The sequence below is a fragment of the Massilia frigida genome (assembly GCF_011682175.1).
Classification (GTDB): domain Bacteria; phylum Pseudomonadota; class Gammaproteobacteria; order Burkholderiales; family Burkholderiaceae_D; genus Telluria_A; species Telluria_A frigida.
Genome location: NZ_WHJG01000015.1, coordinates 131,010 through 153,382 on the forward strand (window position 1 = coordinate 131,010; position 22,373 = coordinate 153,382).

General features: G+C 62.3%; 22 protein-coding genes. 7 read left to right on the top strand and 15 right to left on the bottom strand.

Translation table 11 applies throughout. The features are described 5' to 3' along the window. Position 1: 1 nt before the first annotated feature. Positions 2-3,427, top strand: a complete 3,426-nt coding sequence (locus F2P44_RS16515; protein ID WP_167088143.1) for a DUF4214 domain-containing protein — start codon at positions 2-4, stop codon at positions 3,425-3,427. A gap of 14 nt (positions 3,428-3,441) precedes the next feature. On the opposite strand, the gene F2P44_RS16520 is transcribed toward F2P44_RS16515, so the two are convergent. Both F2P44_RS16520 and F2P44_RS16525 read right to left on the bottom strand, forming a co-directional pair. Continuing rightward, positions 3,442-4,323, bottom strand: a complete 882-nt coding sequence (locus F2P44_RS16520; RefSeq protein WP_167088144.1) for a hypothetical protein — start codon at positions 4,321-4,323, stop codon at positions 3,442-3,444. Positions 4,324-4,454: 131 nt separating this feature from the next. After that, complete coding sequence (locus tag F2P44_RS16525) at positions 4,455-4,679, bottom strand: DUF6139 family protein (RefSeq protein ID WP_167088145.1); 225 nt, start codon at positions 4,677-4,679, stop codon at positions 4,455-4,457. Positions 4,680-4,934: 255 nt separating this feature from the next. On the opposite strand from F2P44_RS16525, the gene F2P44_RS36380 reads away from it, so the two are divergent. Further along, positions 4,935-6,974, top strand: coding sequence for a methyl-accepting chemotaxis protein (locus F2P44_RS36380; protein ID WP_167088146.1), 2,040 nt, complete (start codon positions 4,935-4,937; stop codon positions 6,972-6,974). Between the two features lie 50 nt (positions 6,975-7,024). Here F2P44_RS36380 and F2P44_RS16535 read toward each other — a convergent pair whose 3' ends face one another. The 10 genes from F2P44_RS16535 to mltG form a co-directional block, all read right to left on the bottom strand. Further along, positions 7,025-7,225: a hypothetical protein gene (locus F2P44_RS16535; protein ID WP_167088165.1), complete on the bottom strand. Its 201-nt coding sequence runs from the start codon at positions 7,223-7,225 to the stop codon at positions 7,025-7,027. Positions 7,226-7,351: 126 nt separating this feature from the next. Beyond that, a complete protein-coding gene (locus F2P44_RS16540) occupies positions 7,352-7,600 on the bottom strand; it encodes a hypothetical protein (RefSeq protein WP_054262506.1) in 249 nt (82 codons plus the stop codon). A 116-nt stretch (positions 7,601-7,716) separates the two neighbouring features. After that, entirely contained in the window at positions 7,717-8,640 is a 924-nt protein-coding gene (locus F2P44_RS16545) for a class I SAM-dependent methyltransferase (RefSeq protein WP_167088147.1), read from the bottom strand. 171 nt (positions 8,641-8,811) lie between these two features. Next, positions 8,812-9,471: an ankyrin repeat domain-containing protein gene (locus tag F2P44_RS16550; RefSeq protein WP_167088148.1), complete on the bottom strand. Its 660-nt coding sequence runs from the start codon at positions 9,469-9,471 to the stop codon at positions 8,812-8,814. A gap of 95 nt (positions 9,472-9,566) precedes the next feature. Next, positions 9,567-10,349, bottom strand: a complete 783-nt coding sequence (locus F2P44_RS16555; RefSeq protein WP_167088149.1) for a TatD family hydrolase — start codon at positions 10,347-10,349, stop codon at positions 9,567-9,569. Between the two features lie 16 nt (positions 10,350-10,365). Continuing rightward, complete coding sequence (locus F2P44_RS16560; RefSeq protein ID WP_167088150.1) at positions 10,366-10,884, bottom strand: GNAT family N-acetyltransferase; 519 nt, start codon at positions 10,882-10,884, stop codon at positions 10,366-10,368. A 37-nt stretch (positions 10,885-10,921) separates the two neighbouring features. Next, complete coding sequence (locus tag F2P44_RS16565) at positions 10,922-11,299, bottom strand: PilZ domain-containing protein (protein ID WP_167088151.1); 378 nt, start codon at positions 11,297-11,299, stop codon at positions 10,922-10,924. Between the two features lie 10 nt (positions 11,300-11,309). After that, a complete protein-coding gene (locus tag F2P44_RS16570) occupies positions 11,310-12,347 on the bottom strand; it encodes a DNA polymerase III subunit delta' (RefSeq protein WP_167088152.1) in 1,038 nt (345 codons plus the stop codon). A 15-nt stretch (positions 12,348-12,362) separates the two neighbouring features. Then, positions 12,363-13,001, bottom strand: coding sequence for a dTMP kinase (gene tmk / locus F2P44_RS16575; protein WP_167088153.1), 639 nt, complete (start codon positions 12,999-13,001; stop codon positions 12,363-12,365). A gap of 14 nt (positions 13,002-13,015) precedes the next feature. Beyond that, positions 13,016-13,996: an endolytic transglycosylase MltG gene (gene mltG, locus F2P44_RS16580; protein ID WP_267877610.1), complete on the bottom strand. Its 981-nt coding sequence runs from the start codon at positions 13,994-13,996 to the stop codon at positions 13,016-13,018. 106 nt (positions 13,997-14,102) lie between these two features. Here mltG and ygfZ point away from each other — a divergent pair, with 106 nt between their 5' ends. The 3 genes from ygfZ to F2P44_RS16595 are packed head-to-tail and all read left to right on the top strand — an operon-like array spanning position 14,103 to position 16,177. Beyond that, positions 14,103-15,152, top strand: a complete 1,050-nt coding sequence (gene ygfZ / locus F2P44_RS16585; RefSeq protein WP_167088154.1) for a CAF17-like 4Fe-4S cluster assembly/insertion protein YgfZ — start codon at positions 14,103-14,105, stop codon at positions 15,150-15,152. 6 nt (positions 15,153-15,158) lie between these two features. Then, positions 15,159-15,449, top strand: a complete 291-nt coding sequence (locus F2P44_RS16590) for a DUF4936 family protein (RefSeq protein WP_167088155.1) — start codon at positions 15,159-15,161, stop codon at positions 15,447-15,449. Next, on the top strand, positions 15,440-16,177 hold the full coding sequence (locus F2P44_RS16595) for an NRDE family protein (RefSeq protein WP_167088156.1): 738 nt from the start codon (positions 15,440-15,442) through the stop codon (positions 16,175-16,177). Before F2P44_RS16590 ends, F2P44_RS16595 begins: the two co-directional genes overlap by 10 nt. A 275-nt stretch (positions 16,178-16,452) precedes the next feature. Here the strand turns inward: F2P44_RS16595 and F2P44_RS16600 are convergent, their stop codons facing one another. Next, complete coding sequence (locus F2P44_RS16600) at positions 16,453-17,268, bottom strand: substrate-binding periplasmic protein (RefSeq protein WP_167088157.1); 816 nt, start codon at positions 17,266-17,268, stop codon at positions 16,453-16,455. Positions 17,269-17,655: 387 nt separating this feature from the next. Continuing rightward, positions 17,656-18,192: a DinB family protein gene (locus tag F2P44_RS16605; protein WP_167088158.1), complete on the bottom strand. Its 537-nt coding sequence runs from the start codon at positions 18,190-18,192 to the stop codon at positions 17,656-17,658. Positions 18,193-18,890: 698 nt separating this feature from the next. Here F2P44_RS16605 and F2P44_RS16610 point away from each other — a divergent pair. Further along, positions 18,891-20,024 (top strand): sensor histidine kinase, encoded by a 1,134-nt coding sequence (locus F2P44_RS16610; protein ID WP_187363340.1) that lies wholly within the window; start codon positions 18,891-18,893, stop codon positions 20,022-20,024. A 200-nt stretch (positions 20,025-20,224) separates the two neighbouring features. Here the strand turns inward: F2P44_RS16610 and F2P44_RS16615 are convergent, their stop codons facing one another. Further along, positions 20,225-20,671 (bottom strand): hypothetical protein, encoded by a 447-nt coding sequence (locus tag F2P44_RS16615; protein WP_167088159.1) that lies wholly within the window; start codon positions 20,669-20,671, stop codon positions 20,225-20,227. Positions 20,672-20,896: 225 nt separating this feature from the next. Between F2P44_RS16615 and F2P44_RS16620 the strand changes: the two genes are divergently transcribed. Continuing rightward, a complete protein-coding gene (locus F2P44_RS16620; protein ID WP_167088160.1) occupies positions 20,897-22,210 on the top strand; it encodes a beta-barrel domain-containing protein in 1,314 nt (437 codons plus the stop codon). Positions 22,211-22,373 lie beyond the last annotated feature (163 nt).

Genomic DNA, 22,373 nt, shown 5'->3' on the forward strand with positions numbered 1-22,373 from the left:
CATGGCCACGGCAAGTGCATACACCAAAGTAGCGCAAGAACTCTATATTTCCTATTTTGGCCGCCCTGCCGATAGCATCGGTCTCCTGAACATGAGCGCCGCGCTGGCTGCGGCCGGCGCGCCGACCACCACCTCCGGCCTGGATGCCGCCTATGCATCGAACGCCAGCGTGCGCGCGCTGATGGACAGTTTCGGCAAGAGCGGGGAATCGACCGTCCTGTACGGTACCGCCTCGCCCGGTTCCAGCACCGCCCGCTTCGTGACCGAAGTGTTCCACTACCTGTTCGGCCGCGCGCCGGCGCAGAGCGGCCTCGCGTTCTGGACCAATGCCATCGATAGCGGCTCGCTGACCCTGGCCGCCGCCGCGCACTCGATCCTGACCGGGGCCATCGTGGCCAATGGCGCCGATGCGGCGCTGATCGACAAGAAGGTCATCTTCGCCAATCATTTCACCACCGCCCTCGACACCGATACCGAAGTGAGCGCCTACCGGGGCGCCGTGGCCGCCCAGATCGGGCGCGACCTGCTCGCCAGCGTCACCGCGGCCACCGATCCGGGAACCTCGCAAACGGCGGTCCCCGCCACGCTGGCGCAGCTGGGCAAGTCGATCGTGCTGACCACGGGCGCCGACAACCTCGCCGGCGTCAGCGGCCCCAACCTGTTTGTCGCGAACATCGCCGGCAACAGCAACACCCTGCAGTCGGGCGACCGCATCAGCGCCGGCGATGGCGTCGACACCTTGCGCGCCAACGTCGGCGTGTTCCAGGCCAGCGCGCTGACGCCGGAAACCCAGGGCGTCGAGAACGTGATCGTACGCGCCGACGCCAGCATCAGCACCACCGCGCCGATCGAGATCAACGCCGCCTCGATGAAGGGCGTGACACGCTGGGAAAGCAAGCACAGCCACGGGGACCTGGTCATCGATCACGTTGGCATCGCCAACTCGCAGTTGCCCGAAAACGTCACCGTCGCGATGGCCGGCACCGATGCCGGCAATGTCGACTTCGGCGTGTACTTCGACACCGCCGCCCTGCGCGCGCTCAATCCGACCGTTGGCGGGCAAACCTTGCGCCTGCAACTGATGGATACCCGCTCGGCCGAGGCCGGCGACGCGCCCTTGAAGGGCAATCCTTACGATGGCTTTGTGTTCACCTTCAACGGCAAGCCGGTGCAGGTCCGCTCGCCCGCGATCGACCAGGCCCAGACCTATCCCGAGCTGCTCGCCGCGATCCGGGCGCAGGTCGCGGTCACGCCGGGCCTGGAAAAGCTGGTGGTCAGCCTGGGCGGCCCGTTCGAGGCGTACGACACCCAGTACGGCCACCTGCAGAGCGGGAGGGAAATCCTGATCACCAACCCGGGCACCGGCAGCATGACCACCGACGACACCTCGGGCTGGCTGTCAAGCTTGATTCCAAACGACACCATGCATAAGGCAATGCCGATCGGACCGGTCGCGGCGGGACGTGCGCTCATCACCAGCACCGTCGTGCTCGACGGGGTTGGCCGTGGCGCCACCGGCGGCGACCTGGTCATCGGCGCCAAGGCGACCAGCACCGTCACCCAGCCCGGCGTGGAAGCGTTCAACATCACCGTCGAGAACACGAGCCGGCTGCAAACCATCAATTCGACCTATAACAGGCTGGAAACGGTGAACCTGGTCAACGGCACGTCCAAGGGCGACGTGTCGGTGCGCGGCGCCACCGACACTGCCGACCAGCCCTTGCCAGGCCTGGTCGGCGAGCGCACCGGCTCCCAGCATGGCGACACTTACGGCTTCCACGATGTGCGCCAGGTCAATGCCGGCGCCATGAAAGGCAAGGTCGATATCGAGGCCATCGTGAGCGACCTGGCGCTGGCCAAGTACATCGACCAGCCCGGCAGCCAGACCGGTGCGCGCGGCGAAAGCGTCGATTTCATTTACCTTGGCGGCAACAACGACGACGTTGTCATGCTGGACATCACGTCGAACATGGCTGCCAAGCGCGGCGACCGCGCGGCCGGCCTGGAAGACTTCCGCTTCAAGATGGGCGGCGGCACCGGGGACGACCAGCTGACCTTGCGCATCCTGCCTTCCGTGCAGGGGAACAATAGCTGGATGGTCAACCAGGACTTGAACAACAATATCACCCTGAGCGGTGGCAACGGCAACGATACGCTACGCAAGCCAGGCGCGGGCGATGCCGTGCTGGACGGTGGCGACGGCAACGATGCCATCTACGCCGAGAACTCGGGCTTGCAGGAAGTGCTCTCGTTCGTCGCCGGGCAGATGAACGTCGCCGCGTCGACCACCTACCTTGGGGCGCAGTGGGTGTTCAACACCGCCGACCAGATGGGCTTGCTGGCACCGGCGCGCGAGTTCGGCGCGCTGAAAAGCGACGCGCTCGACACCTACAAGCTGGCCGGGACCAAGGTCAACGTGAGCTTCCAGGGCATCGGCAGCAGCGTGACCGTGGGAACCACGTTGAGCATGACCATGCCGACCGACAAGGATATCAACGAGGCGATCACGCACGCCATCAATGACGACCCGGTGCTGAACCAGCTGCTCCATGTGAACGACGGTCCGGGCAGCGCGCTGATCGTGCATGCGCTGATCGACGGCGCGATGAGCCCGGCGGACCTGAACATCTCGCTGCAGGCGCTGGACCCGGCCAGCCTGACCGATGCGCAAGTGAGCGCCTGGGCGGCGGCCTATGGGCTGACCGGCGGCGCCGTGTCGACCGATAGCGTGTTCAACGTGATCCAGACATCGCTGGCCACCTTCAATGCGAATGGCGACTATGCCAGCGCCATGGCGGTCGACCACGGCGCGGTGCACAGCATCACCGGGGTGAACAGTAGCGCGGCCAGCGACAACCTGATCCTGCCGGGCATGGGCAACGATGTGGTGGTGCTGGGCACGGCGCTGGGCGCGCGCAAGGCGGTGTCAAGCAACGATACCGTGGTGTTCGAGGGGAATTTCGGCAACGACACCCTGGTCCATTTCAACCCGGCGGGCGCCGGCATCGATCACCTCGACTTCACTGCCTTGGGCGGCAAGACGCTCACGGCCGACCTGGCGGTCAACAAGTCGATCACCGTCGTCGCGGCGGGCACCAGCAACGACACGCTGGCCAAGATCAGCGCCCTGTTCAACGCGTACAACGCCGAAACCATGACGCACGTGGTCGCGCTGGTCGACGGCACCGGCAATGCCGCGATGATCTTCTCGATCGAGGATGTGGCGGGCGCCGACAATGGCAAGGCGACGATGCAGGGCAGGATCGACCTGGGCACTGTGAACTGGCACAGCGCACTGACGCAGGCAAACTTTGTCGACGCGACGAGCATCGGTTTCAGCCAGGCCGAAGGCGCGGCCGGCGTCGTGGCAACGCCCGTGCAGCTGGTCGGCATGACACTGCCGGAGAGCGGCCTGGCCGGGGCCTGAGGGCCGGATGGCATTCAGGGATGGCGTTCGCCATCCTTGGGTTCCTCGAAGTAATCGTCATACGGCCAAAAATCGCTGCCGCCGGGCATATCGGACCTGGTAAGGCAGCGATTCCTTAAAAAATCGATGCGGTCCGCAAGGTCCATGTAGTCCATGGCTTGCTCGTCGTCGTCGACCAGCGGCAGGCGCAAGTCGATGCGCTTGTTGCCGCCATCGACATTGTAGGCATAGCGGTCGCCCAGATCGAAGTCGCGCCGCAGGTCGGTACCCCATTGCGAGTTGCTGCCCCAGCCCATCGACAGGTCGATGGTCTTGCGGTTCTTGCGCCAGTAGCTCCAGTACAGCGCGGACTGGTCGGCAATGCCCCTGGCCAGCAAATGCGCCGGCGCCGATACGCTGACACCGGCGCGGGAAAACATCATGTTTCCAAGCAAGAGCGCCGGCCACAGCAGACCCGTCATCTCGATGGTGTCGCCGCTGCTTTCGCTTACCTCCACCACTTCGCACCAGAACGGATGAAAGCGGGACGGCAATTCGGCGCGAAAACCAAGGTGAGCGAACAGGGCGGCATAGTTGTCGGACGTGATATCTGGGCCAGCATAGCCGGAGCCGCCGTGCTGGAAGCGCAGCAGCATCACATCGCTGAGCCGGGAGGCACAGTACAAATTCTCGCTCTCGCCTTCGAGCAGTTCGGGCCAGGCGTGCAGTGAACAGGGGCGCCGCCCGATCTCGCCGAAATACGCGCCCGCGTCCTCCAGCGCCGTCCAGCGCGCAAGAAAAACGTCATCCCACACACGTTCTCCCTCGTATTTGCGCATGGCGTCGTACAGCGCGCGCAGATTGCCCCGCCAGTGCCGGTCCGCATCGAAGCGCCCGGCTGCATTCAGTGCATTCACAGCGGCAGGATCGTCGACAGGCATTGCAGGACACTTCCGACATTGAATTCACCGGATTTTACTGCAGGATGGGACCGCCTTGCCGGCGCTGGCGGTGCGCGCACCGCCAGCGCCGGCATTTACCTCCGCAATTAATGCAGCGCGGTCACCGCATAGCCTTTTTCGGCAATCTGTTCATTCAAGCGTTCGATGGCATAGTCCGGCAAGCGGTCGGCCTCGTCGGCGATCTCGAAGGCCCTGGCCTCGACTTCCCAGTCCGTATTGGTGGCCTCGTTCGGGATGTTACGGTCTTGCGGAACTGCCAGGTAGGAATACTTGCCGTTGTGTTCTGCCCTGCGGTAGATGTCCAAGCGCATGATGATATCCTATAAAAATGAGAAAACGGACTCCTGCTTTCCGTGTGGTCGCAGTGTCCGTGCATAAATGTAGTGCAGCCATGCCGGGGCGTCTGTTAAGTATTCAACATGAGGTGTCTTTTTTGTGCAAAATTTTGTTGAGTACGCCCGTAGTTTTGATGCATATTGAGATCGATAACGCTATGATGGGTTCATTAATTGCATAGAGCAACATTCAAGATGCAATCCTGGTTGATCTCATAAAGGGAAATTATCATGTCCGCGCAATCGATACTCGGCAGGCTGAAAGTGTGGCACACGTATCTTATCCTGAGCGTGATCGGGATCGTGGTGACGAGCATTCCGACCTACCTGTACCTCAAGGAAGCCGGCAAGGCCCTGTCGGCCTATTCGTCCGAGCAGGAGGGCATGCCGGGCGTGGCGAACGTGCTGCGCGTGGTCCAGTTCACCCAGCAACACCGCGGCCTGTCCGCGCTGGTGCTGGGCGGCTCGGGTGATGCCAGCGACAAGCGCGCCGCCAAACAGGCCGACGCCGACGCCGCCTACACGGCAGTCGATGCCCTCGTTGGAAAGCTCAACGATCCCGCCATCGCCCAATTGTGGTCGGTCCCCAAGCGCGAATGGGAAACCTTGCGCGTCGCTGTCTCGGGCAAGACGATCACCGTGCCGCAAAGTTTCGCCGCGCATACTGCCTTGCTGGCCAAATTGCTCAAGGTGAACGAGCTGATCGGCGATTACTACGGTCTCAGCCTCGATCCGGACAAGGATTCCTACCAGTTAATCCAAGCCATGTACTACCAGCTCCCCAATTTGACGGAAGAGCTCGGCCAATTGCGCGCCAAGGGTGCCGGCTTGCTCGGCAAGAAGGAAGCCAGCCAGGAAGAACGCCAGATCATTTCATCGATGATCGGCCGCATCCACGACCGCGTCGTGCAAACCACGAATGCCTACGGCAAGGCGGCAACGTACAACCCGGAAATCGGCAAAAGCCTGTCCCCCATGATGAACGAGGCCTTGGCGGCGTCGGCCACGCTCACCGAGCTGGCCACGGTCCAGATCCTCAAGCCGGAAACGCTGACCTACAGCGCGAGCGAGTATGTGGCGGCCGCCACCCGCGCGATCGATGCCCAGTTTGCGCTCAACAACGCCGCCAAGACCGATCTGGACGCCATGTTCGTTGCCAAGATCGGCAACTTCCATACCGAGCGCTGGACCATGCTCGCCGTCATGCTGGCCCTGCTGGCCGCCGCCGGCTACTTTACCGTGCTGGTGACCCGGGCCGTCACTGTGCCGCTGAACAACGCCGTTGCCGTGGCGCAAAGCGTCGCCAGCGGCAACCTGGTTAACGAGTTCGATGTTGGCGCCAACAATGAAGTAGGCCAGATGCTGCGCGCACTGAAGGAAATGAACAATAGCCTGCGTGGCATCGTCGGCGATGTGCGCGTCAGCATCGACAACATCAGCGCGGCCACGCGTGACATCGCCTCCGGCAACAACGACGTCTCGGGCCGCCTCGAATCGCAGGCGTCCAACCTTGAAGAAACGGCGTCGTCCATGGAAGAACTCACGTCCACGGTCAAGCAAAATGCCGACAACGCCCACCAGGCCAATGAACTGGTGCTTGGCGCCTCGCAAGCCGCCACCAAGGGTGCGTCGGTGGTGTCGCAGGTGGTGCGGACCATGGGCGAGATCAACGATGGCTCGCGCAAGATTGTCGATATCATCGCGGTGATCGATGGTATTGCTTTCCAGACCAATATCCTCGCGCTGAATGCCGCCGTGGAAGCCGCCCGCGCCGGCGAGCAAGGCCGCGGCTTTGCCGTGGTGGCCAGCGAAGTGCGCAATCTGGCCCAGCGCTCCGCCTCCGCCGCCAAGGAAATCAAGGTCTTGATCAGCCACAGCGTGGGCCAGGTCGAAGCGGGCAACCAGCTGGCCAACGAGGCCGGCACGGCGATGGACGAGATCCTGAGCAGCGTCACGCGCATCACCAGCATCATGGCGGAGATTGCGGTGGCCTCGGCCGAGCAAGGCGCCGGCATCGAGCAGATCAATTATGCGGTCACCCAGATGGATGACATGACCCAGCAAAATGCGGCCCTGGTCGAACAGACCGCCGCAGCGTCGACCAGCTTGCAGGAACAGGCGGTAACGCTGGTGCAGGCGATGAGTATCTTTACACTTGGAAATGAGGCAGTGCAGGCCGCAGTACGCCAGGCCGCCCCTGCGCATCCGCGGGCCCCGACTGCACCGCGGCGTGCCGCCGGTGCCAAGGCGAAGGCCTTGAAACACGCTTGACGCGGCAGTGCCGGGCCGGCAGTGCCGGGCCGGCATGTGCTGCCGGCCGGCTAGCGTCCCGGGCTGCTGCGCAGTATCCGCGCCGGCAGCATGACGATGGCGCGCAGCAACTCGAATACCGCTTCCACGCCGATGCCCAGCAAGCGCAACGGCAGAAGCAGCAGCCACACCAGCGGATACAGCAGGAGTGCCAACAAGGCCAGCGGCCAGCAGAGGAAGAGGACCACCAGCCACAGCAGGAAACTCAACATCATGTTCTCCGTATCGGAAAAGTTCAGGTGAGTTCACTGTAAGGAGATGGCGGCGCTGCGGCAACGCATGTGCGACCAAGCGCAGGCTGGCGCGCGCAAAGCGCAAAAAACGCCGATAGACGGGATTTACTGGCCGACGCAGATGATCTTGGTGGCGTACTCGTGGGCGTTGGACTTTTTGTTCGAGGCCCAGTCGATCACTTCCTGGGCTTGCTCCACGGTCATGATGGTGGCTTTTTCCTTGTTCTTGATGAAGGAAACACCCTCGAACTTGCCTTCCTTGCTGCGCATGACTTTGGCGAACACAGGCGGTTTCAGCGCATCATCACTGAGTTTGTTTTGCTGGACGAGGTAACGCTGGTCAATATTTTCCATGGAGCACTTAAATAAACGGTTGAAGCCGCCATTTTACGGGCTCGCCCGCCGCGCGGCAAATCCGGCGGCCGGGATGACGGCGCGGCCTGGGCCAGCCCGCGCCACGGCGCGCGGCATCAGGCGTAGACCCGGACCCGTTCGGCGGTCTCCGGCACCAGCGCGTGCAGCACATCGACCCGGATCGCCGCTTCGAGCGAGGGAATCGAGCCGCCCGCGCGGTAATGAAAACTGACCTGCAGCACGTCGCCGGCCTGGCATTGCACGCCCTGTTGCAGCGGCAAGGTCATGTAATGATTCAGCCAGTCGATGGTGGCATTTTCTTCGCTCACGACCGCCAGCACGTTCTTGGTGATGAAACGCATGGCGTTGACGACGCCGTTCTTCTCGACCAGGAACTTGCCTTCCCACGCAATGCGGGTGTCGAGCGGCTGGCTGAAGTCGAGGATGCTGTACACCGAGGGCGGCGCCAGTTCCACCGTGCCGGGATGAATCACCGTGGTTTCCTGGAACTGCACGATGGGAGCGTAAAACCCTTCGAAATCGTATTCCTGCTGCAAGGGCTGCACCGCCATGATCACCGCTTCCGGCAAGAAGCGCGGCAGCGGGCCGCCAAAGCGCGCCAGGTAGCGCCGCTTGAACGATTCGATCACTTCCACCTGCTTTTCGCGCAGCATGCCGACGTGAATCATTTCGCAGATCACGATATCGACCGGTTCCGGCGGCAGGTATTCGAAGGCGTCCGCATGCACCACCTCGACCTTGTGGCCGTTGGGGTTCATGGACATCATCTTGCGCGCTTCCTTGACCATGTCGGGATTGAATTCGACGCAGTAGACTTTTTCGGCCTTGGCGGCCGCGAACCACGACAGCACGCCCGTGCCGCCGCCCAGTTCAAGCACCTTGGCGCCAGGGAAAACCGCGTAATGGATTGCTGACTTGAAACCGTGCATCCGGTTTTGGTCCATCAACATATTGTGGTGATAGTGGACAGGAATGAACTGTCCCAGATAGCAGCTTTCGATTTCGCGTTCGTTCAGCATAATTTCCCCTTTGAATTGGCAAGCAGGCCGTCATGACCCGGATGCCCTGCGCCCTTGCCTGGCTTGATCAGTACGACATAATCATTATCAACAACATGGATGCTATTCGATGCCGCGAGATAACTCGCTTTTCCCTGCCAGTTCAGCGCTTGCGCGCACCGCCGGATGCGCTCAAAGCCCCTTGCGGCTCAGGGAAAGATGGGCGTTGATGGCGTCGGCGATGCGCGGCTTGTCGGCGCGCTCGGCGATCTGGGCGGCGGTCAGGCTTTCGTTATTCTTGAGGGTGGCGTCGGCGCCCTCCTGCATCAGCAGCCGGGCGGCCGCTTCCTGGCCTTCGCGGGCGGCGATCATCAGCGGGGTCAGCTTGCTGGGCGTTTCGGCGTCGATGTAGGCGTAATGGTCGAGCAGGATGCGGACGATCTCGTCGTCGCCGCTGGCGGCCGCGTAGTGCAGCGCCGTCCAGCCGGGATAGGTGACGATCGCGCCCTTGGCCAGCAAGGCCAGCACCGCCGGTTTGTTGCGCTTGAACGCGGCCATCATCAGGGCGCGGTTGCCGTTCGGCGCGGCCCGTTCGAGATCGATGCCGGGCTGGGCCAGCAAAACGTCGATGACGTCATTGGCACCCTCGCGCAGCGCGAGGATCAGCACGGTCTGGCCGGTAATCGGATCGACCGTGTTGGGCGTCGCGCCGTTTTTCAGGAGTTTCTTCACCATGGACGCGTTGTCCATCTGCGCGGCCACCACGAAGTCGCGCACCGGGTCGGCTGCGGCGTTCGCGCCGGCCATGGCGAGCAAGGCGGCAAGCACAAAACGGATCATCAGGTTGAACATGAAGTTGACTCCCTACAGCCTTGAAAACATTGGGAAAACCATGCGCGCGCCGGCAATTGCGCAGTTACCGAAGCAATGCCAGGTTCAACGCGAACTTAGATGGGTACCACCTTGAAAAGATTGAAGAAATTGTCGGTCGTCTGCTGCGCCACCGTGGCCAGCGGCACCTCTTTCAAGGCCGACAGGAATTCCGCCACATGGCACACAAAGCCCGGTTCGTTCATCTTGCCCCGGTGCGGCACCGGCGCCAGGTAAGGCGAATCGGTCTCGATCAGGATGCGATCGAGCGGTACGGCGCGCGCCACGGCTTGCAAATCCTTGGCGCTCTTGAAGGTAACGATGCCCGAAAACGAGATGTAAAACCCCATCGCGATCGCAGCCTCGGCCACTTCCAGTGATTCTGTAAAGCAATGCATGACACCCGCCACGCCGCCCTTGTCGGTCCCCGCACCCTCTTCCTGCATGATGCGGATGGTGTCCGCGCTGGCGGCGCGGGTGTGAATAATCAAGGGCTTACGCGTGATTCTTGAAGCGCGGATGTGCACGCGAAAACGCTCGCGCTGCCATTCAAGGTCGCCCTGGAGCCGGAAATAGTCGAGACCGGTTTCGCCGATGGCGACGATTTTCGGATGCGCCGACAGTTCGACCAGCTGGTCGACCGAAGGTTCCGGCGTATCTTCATAATCGGGGTGCACGCCGACCGAAGCGTAGATGTGGGGATATTCCTCGGCCAGGGCCAGCACCTGGGGAAAGTCCGGCAGGTCGACCGACACGCACAGGGCGTGGGTGACCTTGTTCTCGGCCATCTTGGCGAGGATCTCGGGCATGCGCACGGCAAGCTCGGGGAAATTGATATGGCAGTGGGAGTCGATATACATCCCGCCATTGTAAACGCTAGGCGATACGCTTGCCCAGAATGATCAGGTCGCGCTCGATGCCGTCCAGCTTGGCCACCCGGGGAAGGTTGGCCCAGGTAGCGAAGCCGAACTTCTTGAACAAGGCCAGGCTTGGCACGTTGTGGCCAAAAATGAAGCCGAGCAAGGTATGCACGGCAATATTCGGCGCGTAAGCGATGGCTTGTTCCAGGCAGTAACGCCCGATGCCCTTGCCGCGCCAGCTTTCGGCGATGTAAATCGACAGCTCCGCCGTGCCCGAATAGGCCGGGCGGCCATAAAAGTTGGAATACGACATCCAGCCGATCACGGCCGGGCTGGCGCTGGCATCGTCGGCCGCATGCAGCACCCACAGCGGGCGGCGCTCCGGGTCATGCTCGTCGAACCATGGCTGGCGCGAGGCCACCGACACCGGCTCGGTATCGGCGGTCACCTCGCGCGAGGCGATGGTCGAATTGTAAATGTCGACGATGACGGGCAAGTCCTCGGGACGGGCAAGGCGGTGAACGAAAGACGGCATACGGCGCACGGTGACAGTCAGGTTAAGGGGTCGGGTGCTACAGCGTGTGGGTGGCGCGCGACGAGCGCAGGGCGGCGCCCAGGATCTCTTCGATGCGCAACTTGGCGCGCTGGCCGGTTTCGTCATCGGGAAAATGCACGCCGATGCCCTGCGCCTTGTTATTGTTGGCGCCCACAGGCGTGATCCAGGCGACCTTGCCTGCAATCGGATACTTGTTGGTGTCGTCCATCAGCGCCAGAATCAGGTAAATCTCGTCGCCGATCTTGTACGGCTTCACGGTGGGCACGAACATGCCGCCGTTGCGCAGAAAAGGCATGTACGCGGCATACAGCGCCGCCTTTTCCTTGATGGCAAGCGACAGGACCGAAGGACGCGTGATTTGCGGAGCACTAGGGTCAGTTGGGTTGCCAGACATTAAAATCCTTTCAGGTACAGCATGCAGTGTAATCAAGCAACAAGTCTTCGACAAACAATTTCGGCGACAGCGGATGGTCCGCGATCGCGCGCCGGTCGTTTGCATTTTTCATCGCGCGCAGCAGGTTCGCGGTGTGCACTTTGGCAGCGAGCACGGCGAGTTCCTTCTGGTAACGTGGATAATACCGGATACTACCCGCTAGTTTGTAGGAAAACAGATCGTAAAGCCAGCGCTGCATCCAAGAAACCAACGTCGACAGGGGTGCCTTGCTCAATTTCTCGGCAGTACGCAGCGCGCCATCGACGCTGGGATGCGCCAGGCATTGTAATAATGTTTCCAGATCCTCACGGTTGCCGGTGTCCGATTGGGCCAGCGCGGCCAGCGGCGCGCCGCCCTGCTCGCGCAGCCAGCTGTCGGCGTCGGCCAGGCCCTGCTCCTTGAGCCAGGCCAGTGCGGCGGCCTGGTCGGGCATTGGCAGGGCAAACTTGCGGCAGCGCGACAAGATGGTCGGCAGCAGCCGGTCCAGGCTGTTCGACGAGAGCAGGAACACGGTGCCCGGGGGCGGCTCTTCCAAGGTCTTGAGCAAGGCGTTCGAGGCCGGCATGTTCAGCGCTTCGGCCGGATACACCACCACCACCCGCAAGCCCTGGCGGTGGGTCGAGATGTTCATGAAGTCGGCCAGGGCGCGGATTTGCTCGATCTTGATCTCTTTCGACGGTGCCTTGGCCGACTTGGCTTTCTTGCCGCCGTCGGCATCCGCACCCTCCTCGCCCTCGGCCGGCGCGTCGTCTTCCAGCGCCTCCGGACGCACGCGCCGGTAATCGGGATGGTTTTGCTGCGAAAACCAGCCGCAGGAACCGCAGCTGCCGCAGGCATGGCCATCCGGACGCACGTTTTCGCACAGCAGGGACTGGGCAAAGGCTTCGATAAAATCGGCCTTGCCGGTGCCGGCGGCGCCGTGGAACAGGATCGCGTGCGGCAAGCGCTCGCGCATCAGCTGTAACTGCTGCCACGCACCTGCCTGCCAGGGGTAAATTGTATTGCTCATCGCGACATTCTTATTTTAATCAATCACTTGCAGCAGTTTTTCGAGGATGCCGCTGAGCGTAGCCTGGATGTCCGCAATCGATTGCGCGGAATCGATGACAACAATTCGACCGGGGAACTGAGCGGCGCGGCGCAGGTATTCGTTCCGGCATGCCGCAAAAAAATCCGCTTTTTCCTGCTCGAACTTGTCCAGCGTGCGGGTGGCGTCCAGGCGCGCGCGGGCGACATCAAGCGGCACGTCGAACAGCAGGGTCAGGTCCGGTTGCAGGTGCGGATGCACCCATTGCTCCAGCGCCTCCATCTTGGCGCGGTCCAGGCCGCGTCCGCCGCCCTGGTAAGCGAAGCTGGCATCGGTAAAACGGTCCGAAATGACCCAGTCGCCGCGTTCGAGCGCGGGTGCGATGACCTGGGCGATATGCTCGCGGCGGCTGGCGAACATCAGCAGCGCCTCGGTTTCCAGGTGCATCTTGTCGTGCAGGAGCATGTCGCGCAGCTTTTCGCCGAGCGCGGTGCCGCCCGGTTCGCGCGAGGAGACCACGCGCTTGCCCAGCGCTTCCAGGGTCGCGGCCACGAAAGCGATGTGGGTGGACTTGCCGGCGCCGTCGATGCCTTCAAAGCTGATGAACTTGCCTCTTGAGGCGGTACTGTCGGTCATGGAACGGGAAACGCCTATCGTTGGTATTGATTCACTGCCCGGTTATGGTCGGACAAATTGCTGGAAAACTTGCTGGTGCCATCCTTGCGCGCCACGAAATACAGGGCGTCGGTCTTGGCCGGCCCCAGCGCCGCCGCCAGCGATTGCACGCCCGGCAAGGCGATCGGGGTCGGCGGCAGGCCGGTGCGCGTATAGGTATTGTAAGGGGTGTCGGTTTCGAGGTCGCGTTTGCGGATATTGCCCGCATATTTGTCGCCCATGCCATAGATTACGGTCGGGTCGGTCTGCAGCATCATGCCGAGCCGCAAGCGGTTCACGAACACGCCGGCAATCATGGCGCGCTCCGATTTTTGGCCGGTTTCCTTTTCAACAATCGAGGCCATGACCAGCGCCTGGTAAGGATTTTCGTAGGGCAAGCTGGGGTCGCGCTTTTCCCAGGCGGCGCCCAGGCGGCTGATCAGCAAGGCATGCGCCTGCTTATAGATATGCAAGTCGCTCGATCCCTTGGCGAACAGGTAAGTGTCCGGGAAGAACAAGCCTTCCGCCGCCTTGTAGTCGGTGGTGATCTTGGCCAGCAGCTCGGTGTCGGACAAGTTCGCCGTATCGTGCTTGAGGCCCTTGCTGGCGGCCACCGCCTGGCGCATCTGCCTGAAGGTCCAGCCCTCGATGATGGTCAGCGATTCCTGGGCGAACTCGCCGCGCACCAGCTGGTCGAGCAGCTTGCGCGGCGAGGTGCCGGGCTTGAGCTCGTAAGTGCCGGCCTTGATCTTGGAGGCGGTCTGGGTGGCGCGCGCCAGCATCGACAGCAGGTAGGGATTGACCGGGGCGCCGGCGTCGGCAATCTGCTGGGCAGCCGCACCCACGCCGCTGCCGGACTCCACCGTGAACGGAATCGGATCGCCGGACGTGGTGATCGGCTCCTTGGCCCAGTGGAAGAAGTAGGTCATCGCTGCGGTACACAGCAGGAGCGCCAATATGAGTAATTTTTTGAACAAGACCGTGCTCGATTCCGTGGTTTTCGCCGTTGCCGGCGCGATTTACGCGACATCTCTATAATGAGGCCGTAATGATAAAGCTTAAATCGGGAAATATTTGAAATTTATGAACAACTGGAATGAATATCTCTCGTCGCAGGGCGCCCGCCTCGCGCAAGATGGCAGCGGCCATGTGCCTGACTTCGGCAATTCCCTGGGCGTCGCCGACCTGGCGCCGGGCTTTGTCGCGCCCGTCACCGACCAGGGCCTGATCGCCGTCACGGGTGACGACGCCGCCAGCTTCCTGCACAATCAGCTGACCAACGACGTCGAACACCTCGGCCTGGCCGAGGCGCGCCTGGCGGGCTACTGCACGCCCAAAGGCCGCCTGCAAGCCACGTTCCTGATGTGGCGCACCAGCGAATCGGTCTTCCTGCAGCTGGCGCGCGACATCCAGCCGGCCCTGCAAAAACGCCTGTCCATGTTCGTGCTGCGCGCCAAAGCCAAGCTGAGCGATGCCGCTGCCGGCCAGGTGCTGCTCGGCATCGGCGGCGCGGCCGCCCAGGATGCGCTGGCGCCCTTGTTCGGCGCGCTGCCGCCCACGCCCTATTCCCGCATCGAGCACCCGCTCGGCACCCTGATCCGCGTCGCCGATGCGTTCGGCAGTGCCCGCTACCAGTGGCTGGCCACGCCCGAAGCGGCCCAGGCGGCATGGCCGGCGCTGGCCGCCGCGCTGCGTCCGGCCGGTACCGATGCCTGGCGCCTGGCCGACATCCACGCCGGCGTGCCGCAGGTAACGCTCAAGACGCAGGAACAATTCGTCCCGCAAATGGTCAATTTTGAACTGCTGGGCGGCGTCAATTTCAAGAAAGGCTGCTACCCGGGCCAGGAGATCGTCGCCCGCAGCCAGTATCTTGGCAAGCTCAAGCGCCGTACGGCGCTGGCCGCCATCGACGCACTGGCCGCGAGCGGCGAGGAAGTCTTTGCCGTCGGCGACCCCGACCAGCCCTGCGGCATGATCGTCAACAGCGCGCCGAACGGCAGCGGTGGTGTCGATGCGCTGGTGGAAATGAAACTGGCGGCCATCGGGCAAGGCGAAGTACGCCTCGGCTCGGCCAGCGGCGTGCCCCTGCGCTTGCTGCCCATGCCCTACGCGCTCGACGCCCTCGACCTGTAGCCTGCCATGGTCGATCTCTATATTTACTACAAGGTGCGCGACGAGCACGCGCAGCAGCTTGCTCCGCGCGTGCGCGCCATGCAGGGCGCGCTGGCCGCCGAAACGGGTGTGGCGGGCACGGTCAAGCGCCGTCCGGGCGCGCAGGATGGGCGCCAGACCTGGATGGAAATCTACCTCGCCACCCCGGACGGGTTCGACAACGCCCTGGCGGCGGCGCTTCAGCAAGCCGGCCTGGACCAGTTCACCGATGGCCCGCGCCACACGGAAGTTTTTACGGATATAAGCACATGTGCCTGATTGTTTTTGCATGGCAGGTCGTTCCCGGCGTGCCCCTGATCGCCGCCGCCAACCGCGACGAATTCTATGACCGCCCGACCGCGCCGGCCGGCGTGTGGCCCGAGCATCCGAACATCTATGCCGGGCGCGACCTCAAATTCGGCGGCAGCTGGATGGGCATCACGCAAGATGGCGCCAACGGCCCGCGCTTCGCGGCCCTGACCAATATCCGCGCGCCGGAAGAACGCCGCACCGATGCGCCCTCGCGCGGGGCGCTGGTGGCCGATTATCTGGCGGGCACGATGACGGCCGCCGATTATATCGCGCAGATTGCCGGCGGCAGCGACGCCTACAACGGCTTCAACCTGGTGCTGGGCGACCGCACGGGCATGTACTGGTTCTCCAATCGCGGCGCGAGCGATGCGCGCAACGGGCAGGCGCTGGAACCGGGGATTTACGGTATTTCCAACAGCTTGCTGGACGCGCCGTGGCCGAAGGTCGTGCGCACCAAGGCGCAGTTCGCCAGCCTGTTGTGCCAGGGCGCGCCGCAAGACGCGTATTTCGAGATGCTGGCCGATACCACGCGGGCGGCCGACATGCGCTTGCCCGATACCGGCATCGCGCTCGACCTGGAACGTGGCCTGTCGGCGGTGTGCATCGAAATTCCCGGCTACGGCACGCGCACCTCGACCGTGGTCAAGCTGTATGACGACGCACCGGCGGAACTGCACGAGCGCATGCTGGCGTGAACCATCTACTGGAATCACTGCGCCACCTTGATCAGGGACGCGGCCACTTGCTTTGAAGTGCCGGCTGGACGTATTCATTTCATCGTGGGTCCGCCGCGGGCGACAGCGCAGGCATGCATCGCACGCGGCGGCACCACGGCGATTGTCATACCTGGCACCACGGCGTTTGGTGGACAAAGACGACCCTCTACGTGCTACAGACGAGACCGTGTCCGATTGTCCGACCTGGCACGCGGCGGGCGCTATGGCGTGGCCGGTAATGGCGATGCCGCGGCTTATTTCGCCCCTGGTTTTTCGGCGGCTCCGAGCTCCCTGAAGTAGGCCGCATCGAATTTGCCGAGATCCATGCCGCGCAGCGCCGCATTGAACGACTGCTGCAGGCCCAGCCCCACTTTCGTGCGCTGGAAGCAGATATGCACCCCCATCTCACCGAGGATCTTGTCGTGAAAAACGACCTGCTCGCGCTGACCCGCGAACTCAGGGGAACTTAACAGCAGGTAACGCAGCACGGCCTTGTCGATGACGATCGCGGGCACCCGCGCCGCCAGCAGTTTCTTGAGATTGAGCAGGTCGCCGCGCGAGAGGTCGGCGCGGATCTTGCCCTTCCTGACCATCGCGTCGAAGGCGGCGCCATTGGCGTAGCCCGCGACCACGCCGATCTTCATGCCGGCCAGGTCGCCCACGCTGTGCCAATGCAAGGGCGTGCTCTTCAGATAAGCCAGGCCGACGATGCTGGTGCTGATCGGCGCCGACAAGTGACAATCGCGCGCGCGTTCTTCCGTGTAGTAGGCCGGAAAATAACCAGCGAAGCGGGGATCGTCGTGGCCGAGCTGCACGGTCCTTAGCCACGGAAAATACGCGAAACGCGCGGTATAGCCAAAACGCCCCGCCGCCGTCGCTACCACCGCGCTCGCCGCGCCGTCCAAGGGCAAACGTGCCCCGGTGTAGGGCAACCAGTCTGTGCTCGCCAACAACATCTCGGGCGGTGAAGCGGCCGCCCTGGCGCCGCCCGCGCCGGCGACCGCGCCCAGGTTCAGCACGCAGCACAGCGGCAATGCCAGCAGGCGAGCAGGAAGTCGGCAAGGCGTCATCGATCGGACTCCGGGTGAGGCGCGGCGGGTTTATTGTTGCTTGAAACACAACAGTACTGTCTCGTTACGCGCCGTTATGTCATTTGCTGCAGTGAGATTAACATGGGCTGGAGCATGATTGTGCAATGGCAAAGTACCGCAAATAGGCATGCTGGCTAATTCTACCGTCCTGCGCCGCACGCCAACCGTGTGCTTCTGGCCAAGACTAATTGCAAGCGATGTGATTGTTGATTTGCCAGGACGCCACTGCCGGAGCGCCAAGGCCGGGTCGCCGTTCCTCTGGCGCAGACGCCTGCGCATGCATGCATCAAGCGCGGCGCCAACCGGCAATCACGGCGACTGAGCGGGCGGCGGCGGCGCTTGTCCCACAACCGGTGCGGATCGACGCTACGTCCGCGCTGATCTGGCCTGCCAGAGGTATCCCGCACGGCGTTCAGGCTCGGACCGGTGCAAATAGACGGTGAAGACGTCTGGCGGCGGCGGTACCGACACTTGAGCCATGATGCGCCCAATGGCGCCGCGATGGTAGCCACCGTGGGTGGCGACGTGGGCCAGCATTTCCTCTCGGGACATGAGGCCGTTGGCACCATCGGTGAACCTGATCGGCACACTTTCCGACAGAAGGTCGGGAGCCAAATTCTCAATGTATGCGACGTACCAGCGGTCCGACTCCGTGACCGCGTGGCGCAGTTCATCAAACGTGGGGGTTTCCGGCGTGTTGGTTGCCGTGTAGCTGTGTGCAATGCCGGAAAGATGGGCCGCGAAGATGCGATCTACCACGTAGATGTGATTGAGGAGCCGGACGGCAGCATGCAACTCTGCCTGATGGGTCGCAGGGTCGAGTTTCTCAAGCTCAAAGAAGAGCTCCTCGTTCGCCCAGGCTTTGTATTTAAACAGAGAATGAAGAAGGGTTGAAGCACTCATGGCGGGCTGGGTTGTGTGAGTCATGCCAGGCAAATCGAAACGAATGATTAGCCGATGAAAAAATTATCAAGCGATTTGGCCACGAACAAGCTGCTCGTGCGATACGAGATCGGCCATAGGCGCGCATGTTAACATACAGCCGTTACTGCCGGTCGCCTATATGCCCCCTCCAGGGGCGAGCCCACGTCGATGCTGCACAGCGTGGTCGATGACCGCAGCGGCGTCTGCGTCGCGTGACATACGCGCGATGTGCACCCGGGACCCGTACTGCCGCGTCGCCGCGAATCCGCGCGGCGCAAAGCCGGCATCGACGCGCGTTGACATGGACGGCACCGCCTGCGCGGTGGATCCCGGCCTGGCCGGCGAATCGGGGCTGCTGTAAGGACTGTTCGACAGCGAGCGGCATGTTGCATTGGCCGGGTAAGCGGACCGGCCCCTGTCGTCCCGTCTCCGGCCCGATTCCTGTGGACCGCTCCCGGGCGTTCAACCGTGGCGCCGCTGGCGAGCGAACCGGCCGCATCGGCTCGCTCGCGACGCAAGCTGCCGATCGCCGCCCCCACCTGCATGGTACTTGCAAAAGAGATACCAATGGTATTTCCGTGCGCCGATCCGACAGTGCTAAGATAAGTTATCGTCAAGATTGCTCGGCACATCTGCGATGCTTGTCTCAAGCAAGTCTTGAGGCGCGAGGTCTCCTTATGATGCATGATTTTTTGGCGGACAACCGCGATGAATTGACGCGCAGGTGCCGGGTCAAGGTCGGCGAGCGGCCCGGCCGCTCCGCCACCGACGAGCAGTTGGAAGATGGCATTCCCCTCTTCCTCGATCAATTGATCAGCACCCTGCGCATCGAGCAGACGAGCACACCGTTCGACAGCCGCCGCGTGTCCGGACCGGCGGGCGGCGGCGCGGCCTTGTCGGAAGTGAGCGTGTCGGCCGCACGGCATGGCAAGGACCTGCTGGCCTTGGGGCTGAGCGTCGACCAGGTGGTCCACGATTACGGCGACCTGTGCCAGGCGATCACGGACCTTGCCGTGGAATGCGACGCGCCGATCGAAGTGAACGAATTTCGCACCTTGAACCGTTGCCTCGACAATGCCATTGCCGAAGCGGTCACCGAATTCGGCTTCCTGAAAGATGCAGTCGTCGCCGATGCGCATGCCTTGGACACGCGCGAAAAAATGGGCTATTTCGCGCATGAGCTGCGCAACCTGCTGGGCACCGCTTCCCTGGCGTTTTCGGCTGCCAAGCAGGGCAACCTGAGCCTGAGCGGCGCTACCGGCAACATCCTCGATCGCAGCCTGACCAGCCTGGAAAAGCTGATCACTACCTCGCTGGAAGATGTCAGGACACTCGGACAGCGCAATATGGTTCTCGATGCGTTTTCGCTGGCCGAACTGATCACCGAGATCGACGACGCCGCATCGCTGTCGGCGAAAATGCACGGCTGTACATTGCGGGTCGCCCCGGTTGACGCGACGCTCGCCCTGATCGGGACCCGGGATTTGCTCATTGCGGCGGTGGCCAACCTGCTGCAAAACGCCTTCAAGTTCACCAAGCCAGGCACGGAGATCGTCCTGACGGCTTATGCTTCGGGCAATCGTATCCATATCGACGTGCAGGACGAATGCGGCGGCCTGGGGGCGGGCGTCGCGGAAAACATGTTCTTGCCGTTCAACCAGGGAGGAGTCGACAGGAGCGGCATCGGCCTGGGCTTGACCATCGCAAAGCAGAGCATTACCGCCAATGGCGGGCAGTTGACCGTGCGCGATGTTCCCTGCAAGGGTTGCGTATTCATGATCAGTCTTCCGCGCGACAAGATGCCGACCTGACCCGCGGCGTTGGCCACGCTTGAGCCGGATCGAGAATCGACGGGCTCACGTGTGTCGGCAAGGTCGAAGGGCTCCGTTTTGCCCTGAGCGCCTGGCCATCCCTTCCCCCGTCATCGTCGCGCGCAGCATGTCGCGGATAGGCGACGGCGCCCTGCATGGGTCCTGGCCGAGAAACGGCTGGAATGCTGTTCCGGCCCATTTTAATGCGATAGGTCGCCGCTTGGGGCGATACTGGTGGCCTCCAATAGCCGATTGCACAGCTCGCTCGCTTTTAGATAATCCAATGCGTCAATGCTTTCCTCGATCAACGCAAATTCGTCCGGCATCAGTGTGCCGAACGCGTCCTGTAAGCGCCCGAACGCGTCGTCGGCCTTCAGGTCTCCGGCAGCGAGCAATTGCCGCAGTTCTACGGTCCGGGTACGTAGAACGGCGATGTCCAGTGTCGGCCTGAGGGGGGCGCCATTGGCCGCCGGAGCCAGCTGCGCCAGATACCGCTTGGCCGCCTCGATAACCCGCTTCGCCAGCAGCCATAATTCATCCAGTTCACGCCACGTGTCGTTGGCTGCCTGCTGCTCCAACAACTGCTCTTCTTTGATGACCATCTCGGCAAGTCGATTGGCACCGATGGTCCCGGCAATACCCTTCATGGTACAAACCGAGCCGCACGTGATCCTAGACCGTGTGGTTTGGTCCACACCACACAGTCGAGTTAGCTGCGGAAGTGCACTCATACGACAAAAAAATTTGAACTTTACTTCAGCGCGTGGCGTCTATATCCACGTTGATGGTCTTGTAGTGCGTGCCTCAAGAGCTAGCTTATCGGCATGTGTGCGCCATGCGACGCGGATCACGCCTTTAATGCTGCTCATCCAATGAGTTGGCAATATCGTGAATGGGAGATTCATGTGGATCTGGTGCCGATACGGGTTGAAGTAATTGAGGCCCGCCGTAGCCGCAAAGCTGGCGCGATCGTGTTGGCCCGCCCAGTGCCGATGCAGGTGGCGGCCGCGTGCGGGGCTCTGATCGTGCTTGCACTTGGACTGCTGCTGGCTTTTGGCGAATACAGCAGCAAGGTGCGAGTGACTGGCCAGCTAATTTATCCAGGCGGCGCTATCAAGGCAGTCGCGCCCCAGTTTGGCCGCATCGTCGCGCGCCACATCAAAGAAGGCGAAGTGGTCAAGGCAGGGCAAGTGCTATTCGACCTGTCGGCCGAGCGGATTGGCGGGGCTGGCTCCATCGATGCGCGCATCGGTGCCTCACTCGCCATGCGCCGCGAACAGATTGCCCTGCACCGTGACGCAACGCTCCAGCAACTGGCGTTGCGTGGCAGTTCCTTGGCCGATCAGCAGCGCCTGCTCAAGGGCGAACTAACAACGCATCTTGGCGCGATCACCATCGGTGACGAACTGGTCAAGAGCGCCCAGACCTCGTACGACCGGCAACACGCCCTTGCCCAACAGGGCTTTGTGTCACCGGCCACCCTTGCGCAGTACAAGAACGCCCTGAATGTCGAGCTGGCCAAACGCAATGCGCTCAAGGTCAACCTCGGCAACGCACGCGGCGCCCTGCTCCAGATACGAAACGAAGCAGAATCACTCGCCGCACGTGAAAGGATCGCCATTACCGAAGCCGAACAAAGTCTTGCCACAATTGAGCAAGAGGCGGCGGAGCACGAAGGACGAAGCATGATACGCGTCTTGGCCCCCTCCGCAGGCGCCATCACAGCATTGGGCTACGACGTGGGGCAGTCCGTGCAGCCAGGAACAGTGCTGGCCACTGTTCTTCCAACCGGCAGCATGCTTGAGGCAAAGCTGCTGATCCCCTCGCAAGCGAAATCGTCGGTGGCTGCGGGACAGCAGGTAAAAATGCGCATTGATGCCTTCCCGTACCAGAAGTACGGCTTGGTAGCCGGAACGATTAAACAGGTCGAACTCAACCCGATCAATGATAGAGCGAGTGCCCCCGACGGTCCCAATACATCCTACGTCCCAATGTATCGCGCAACCGTGACGATGGCGACCAATTCCATGATGATGTACGGCAAGCAGAAACTATTTGAACCTGGGATGACGCTTGAAGCGGATATTTTCAATGATCGCCGGAAGCTGATCGAGTGGCTGGTTGACCCCCTCATCGGCGTTGCAAAGGAGCACACGCCACCCGCAGGACGGGCACAAAGTAAATGAAGTAGCTGAAAATTGGCGCCGCGGGTTCTGACCAACGAGGCTCTTGCAAAACTGGCGTAACGCATGGGAACGGCTTGGCATCGCAAGCATAAAGGAGGGTGTGGGCGCACCCATTTCTGGCATGATGCAGTTTCTCAAGACTTCACCAAAACGCCCACACAAT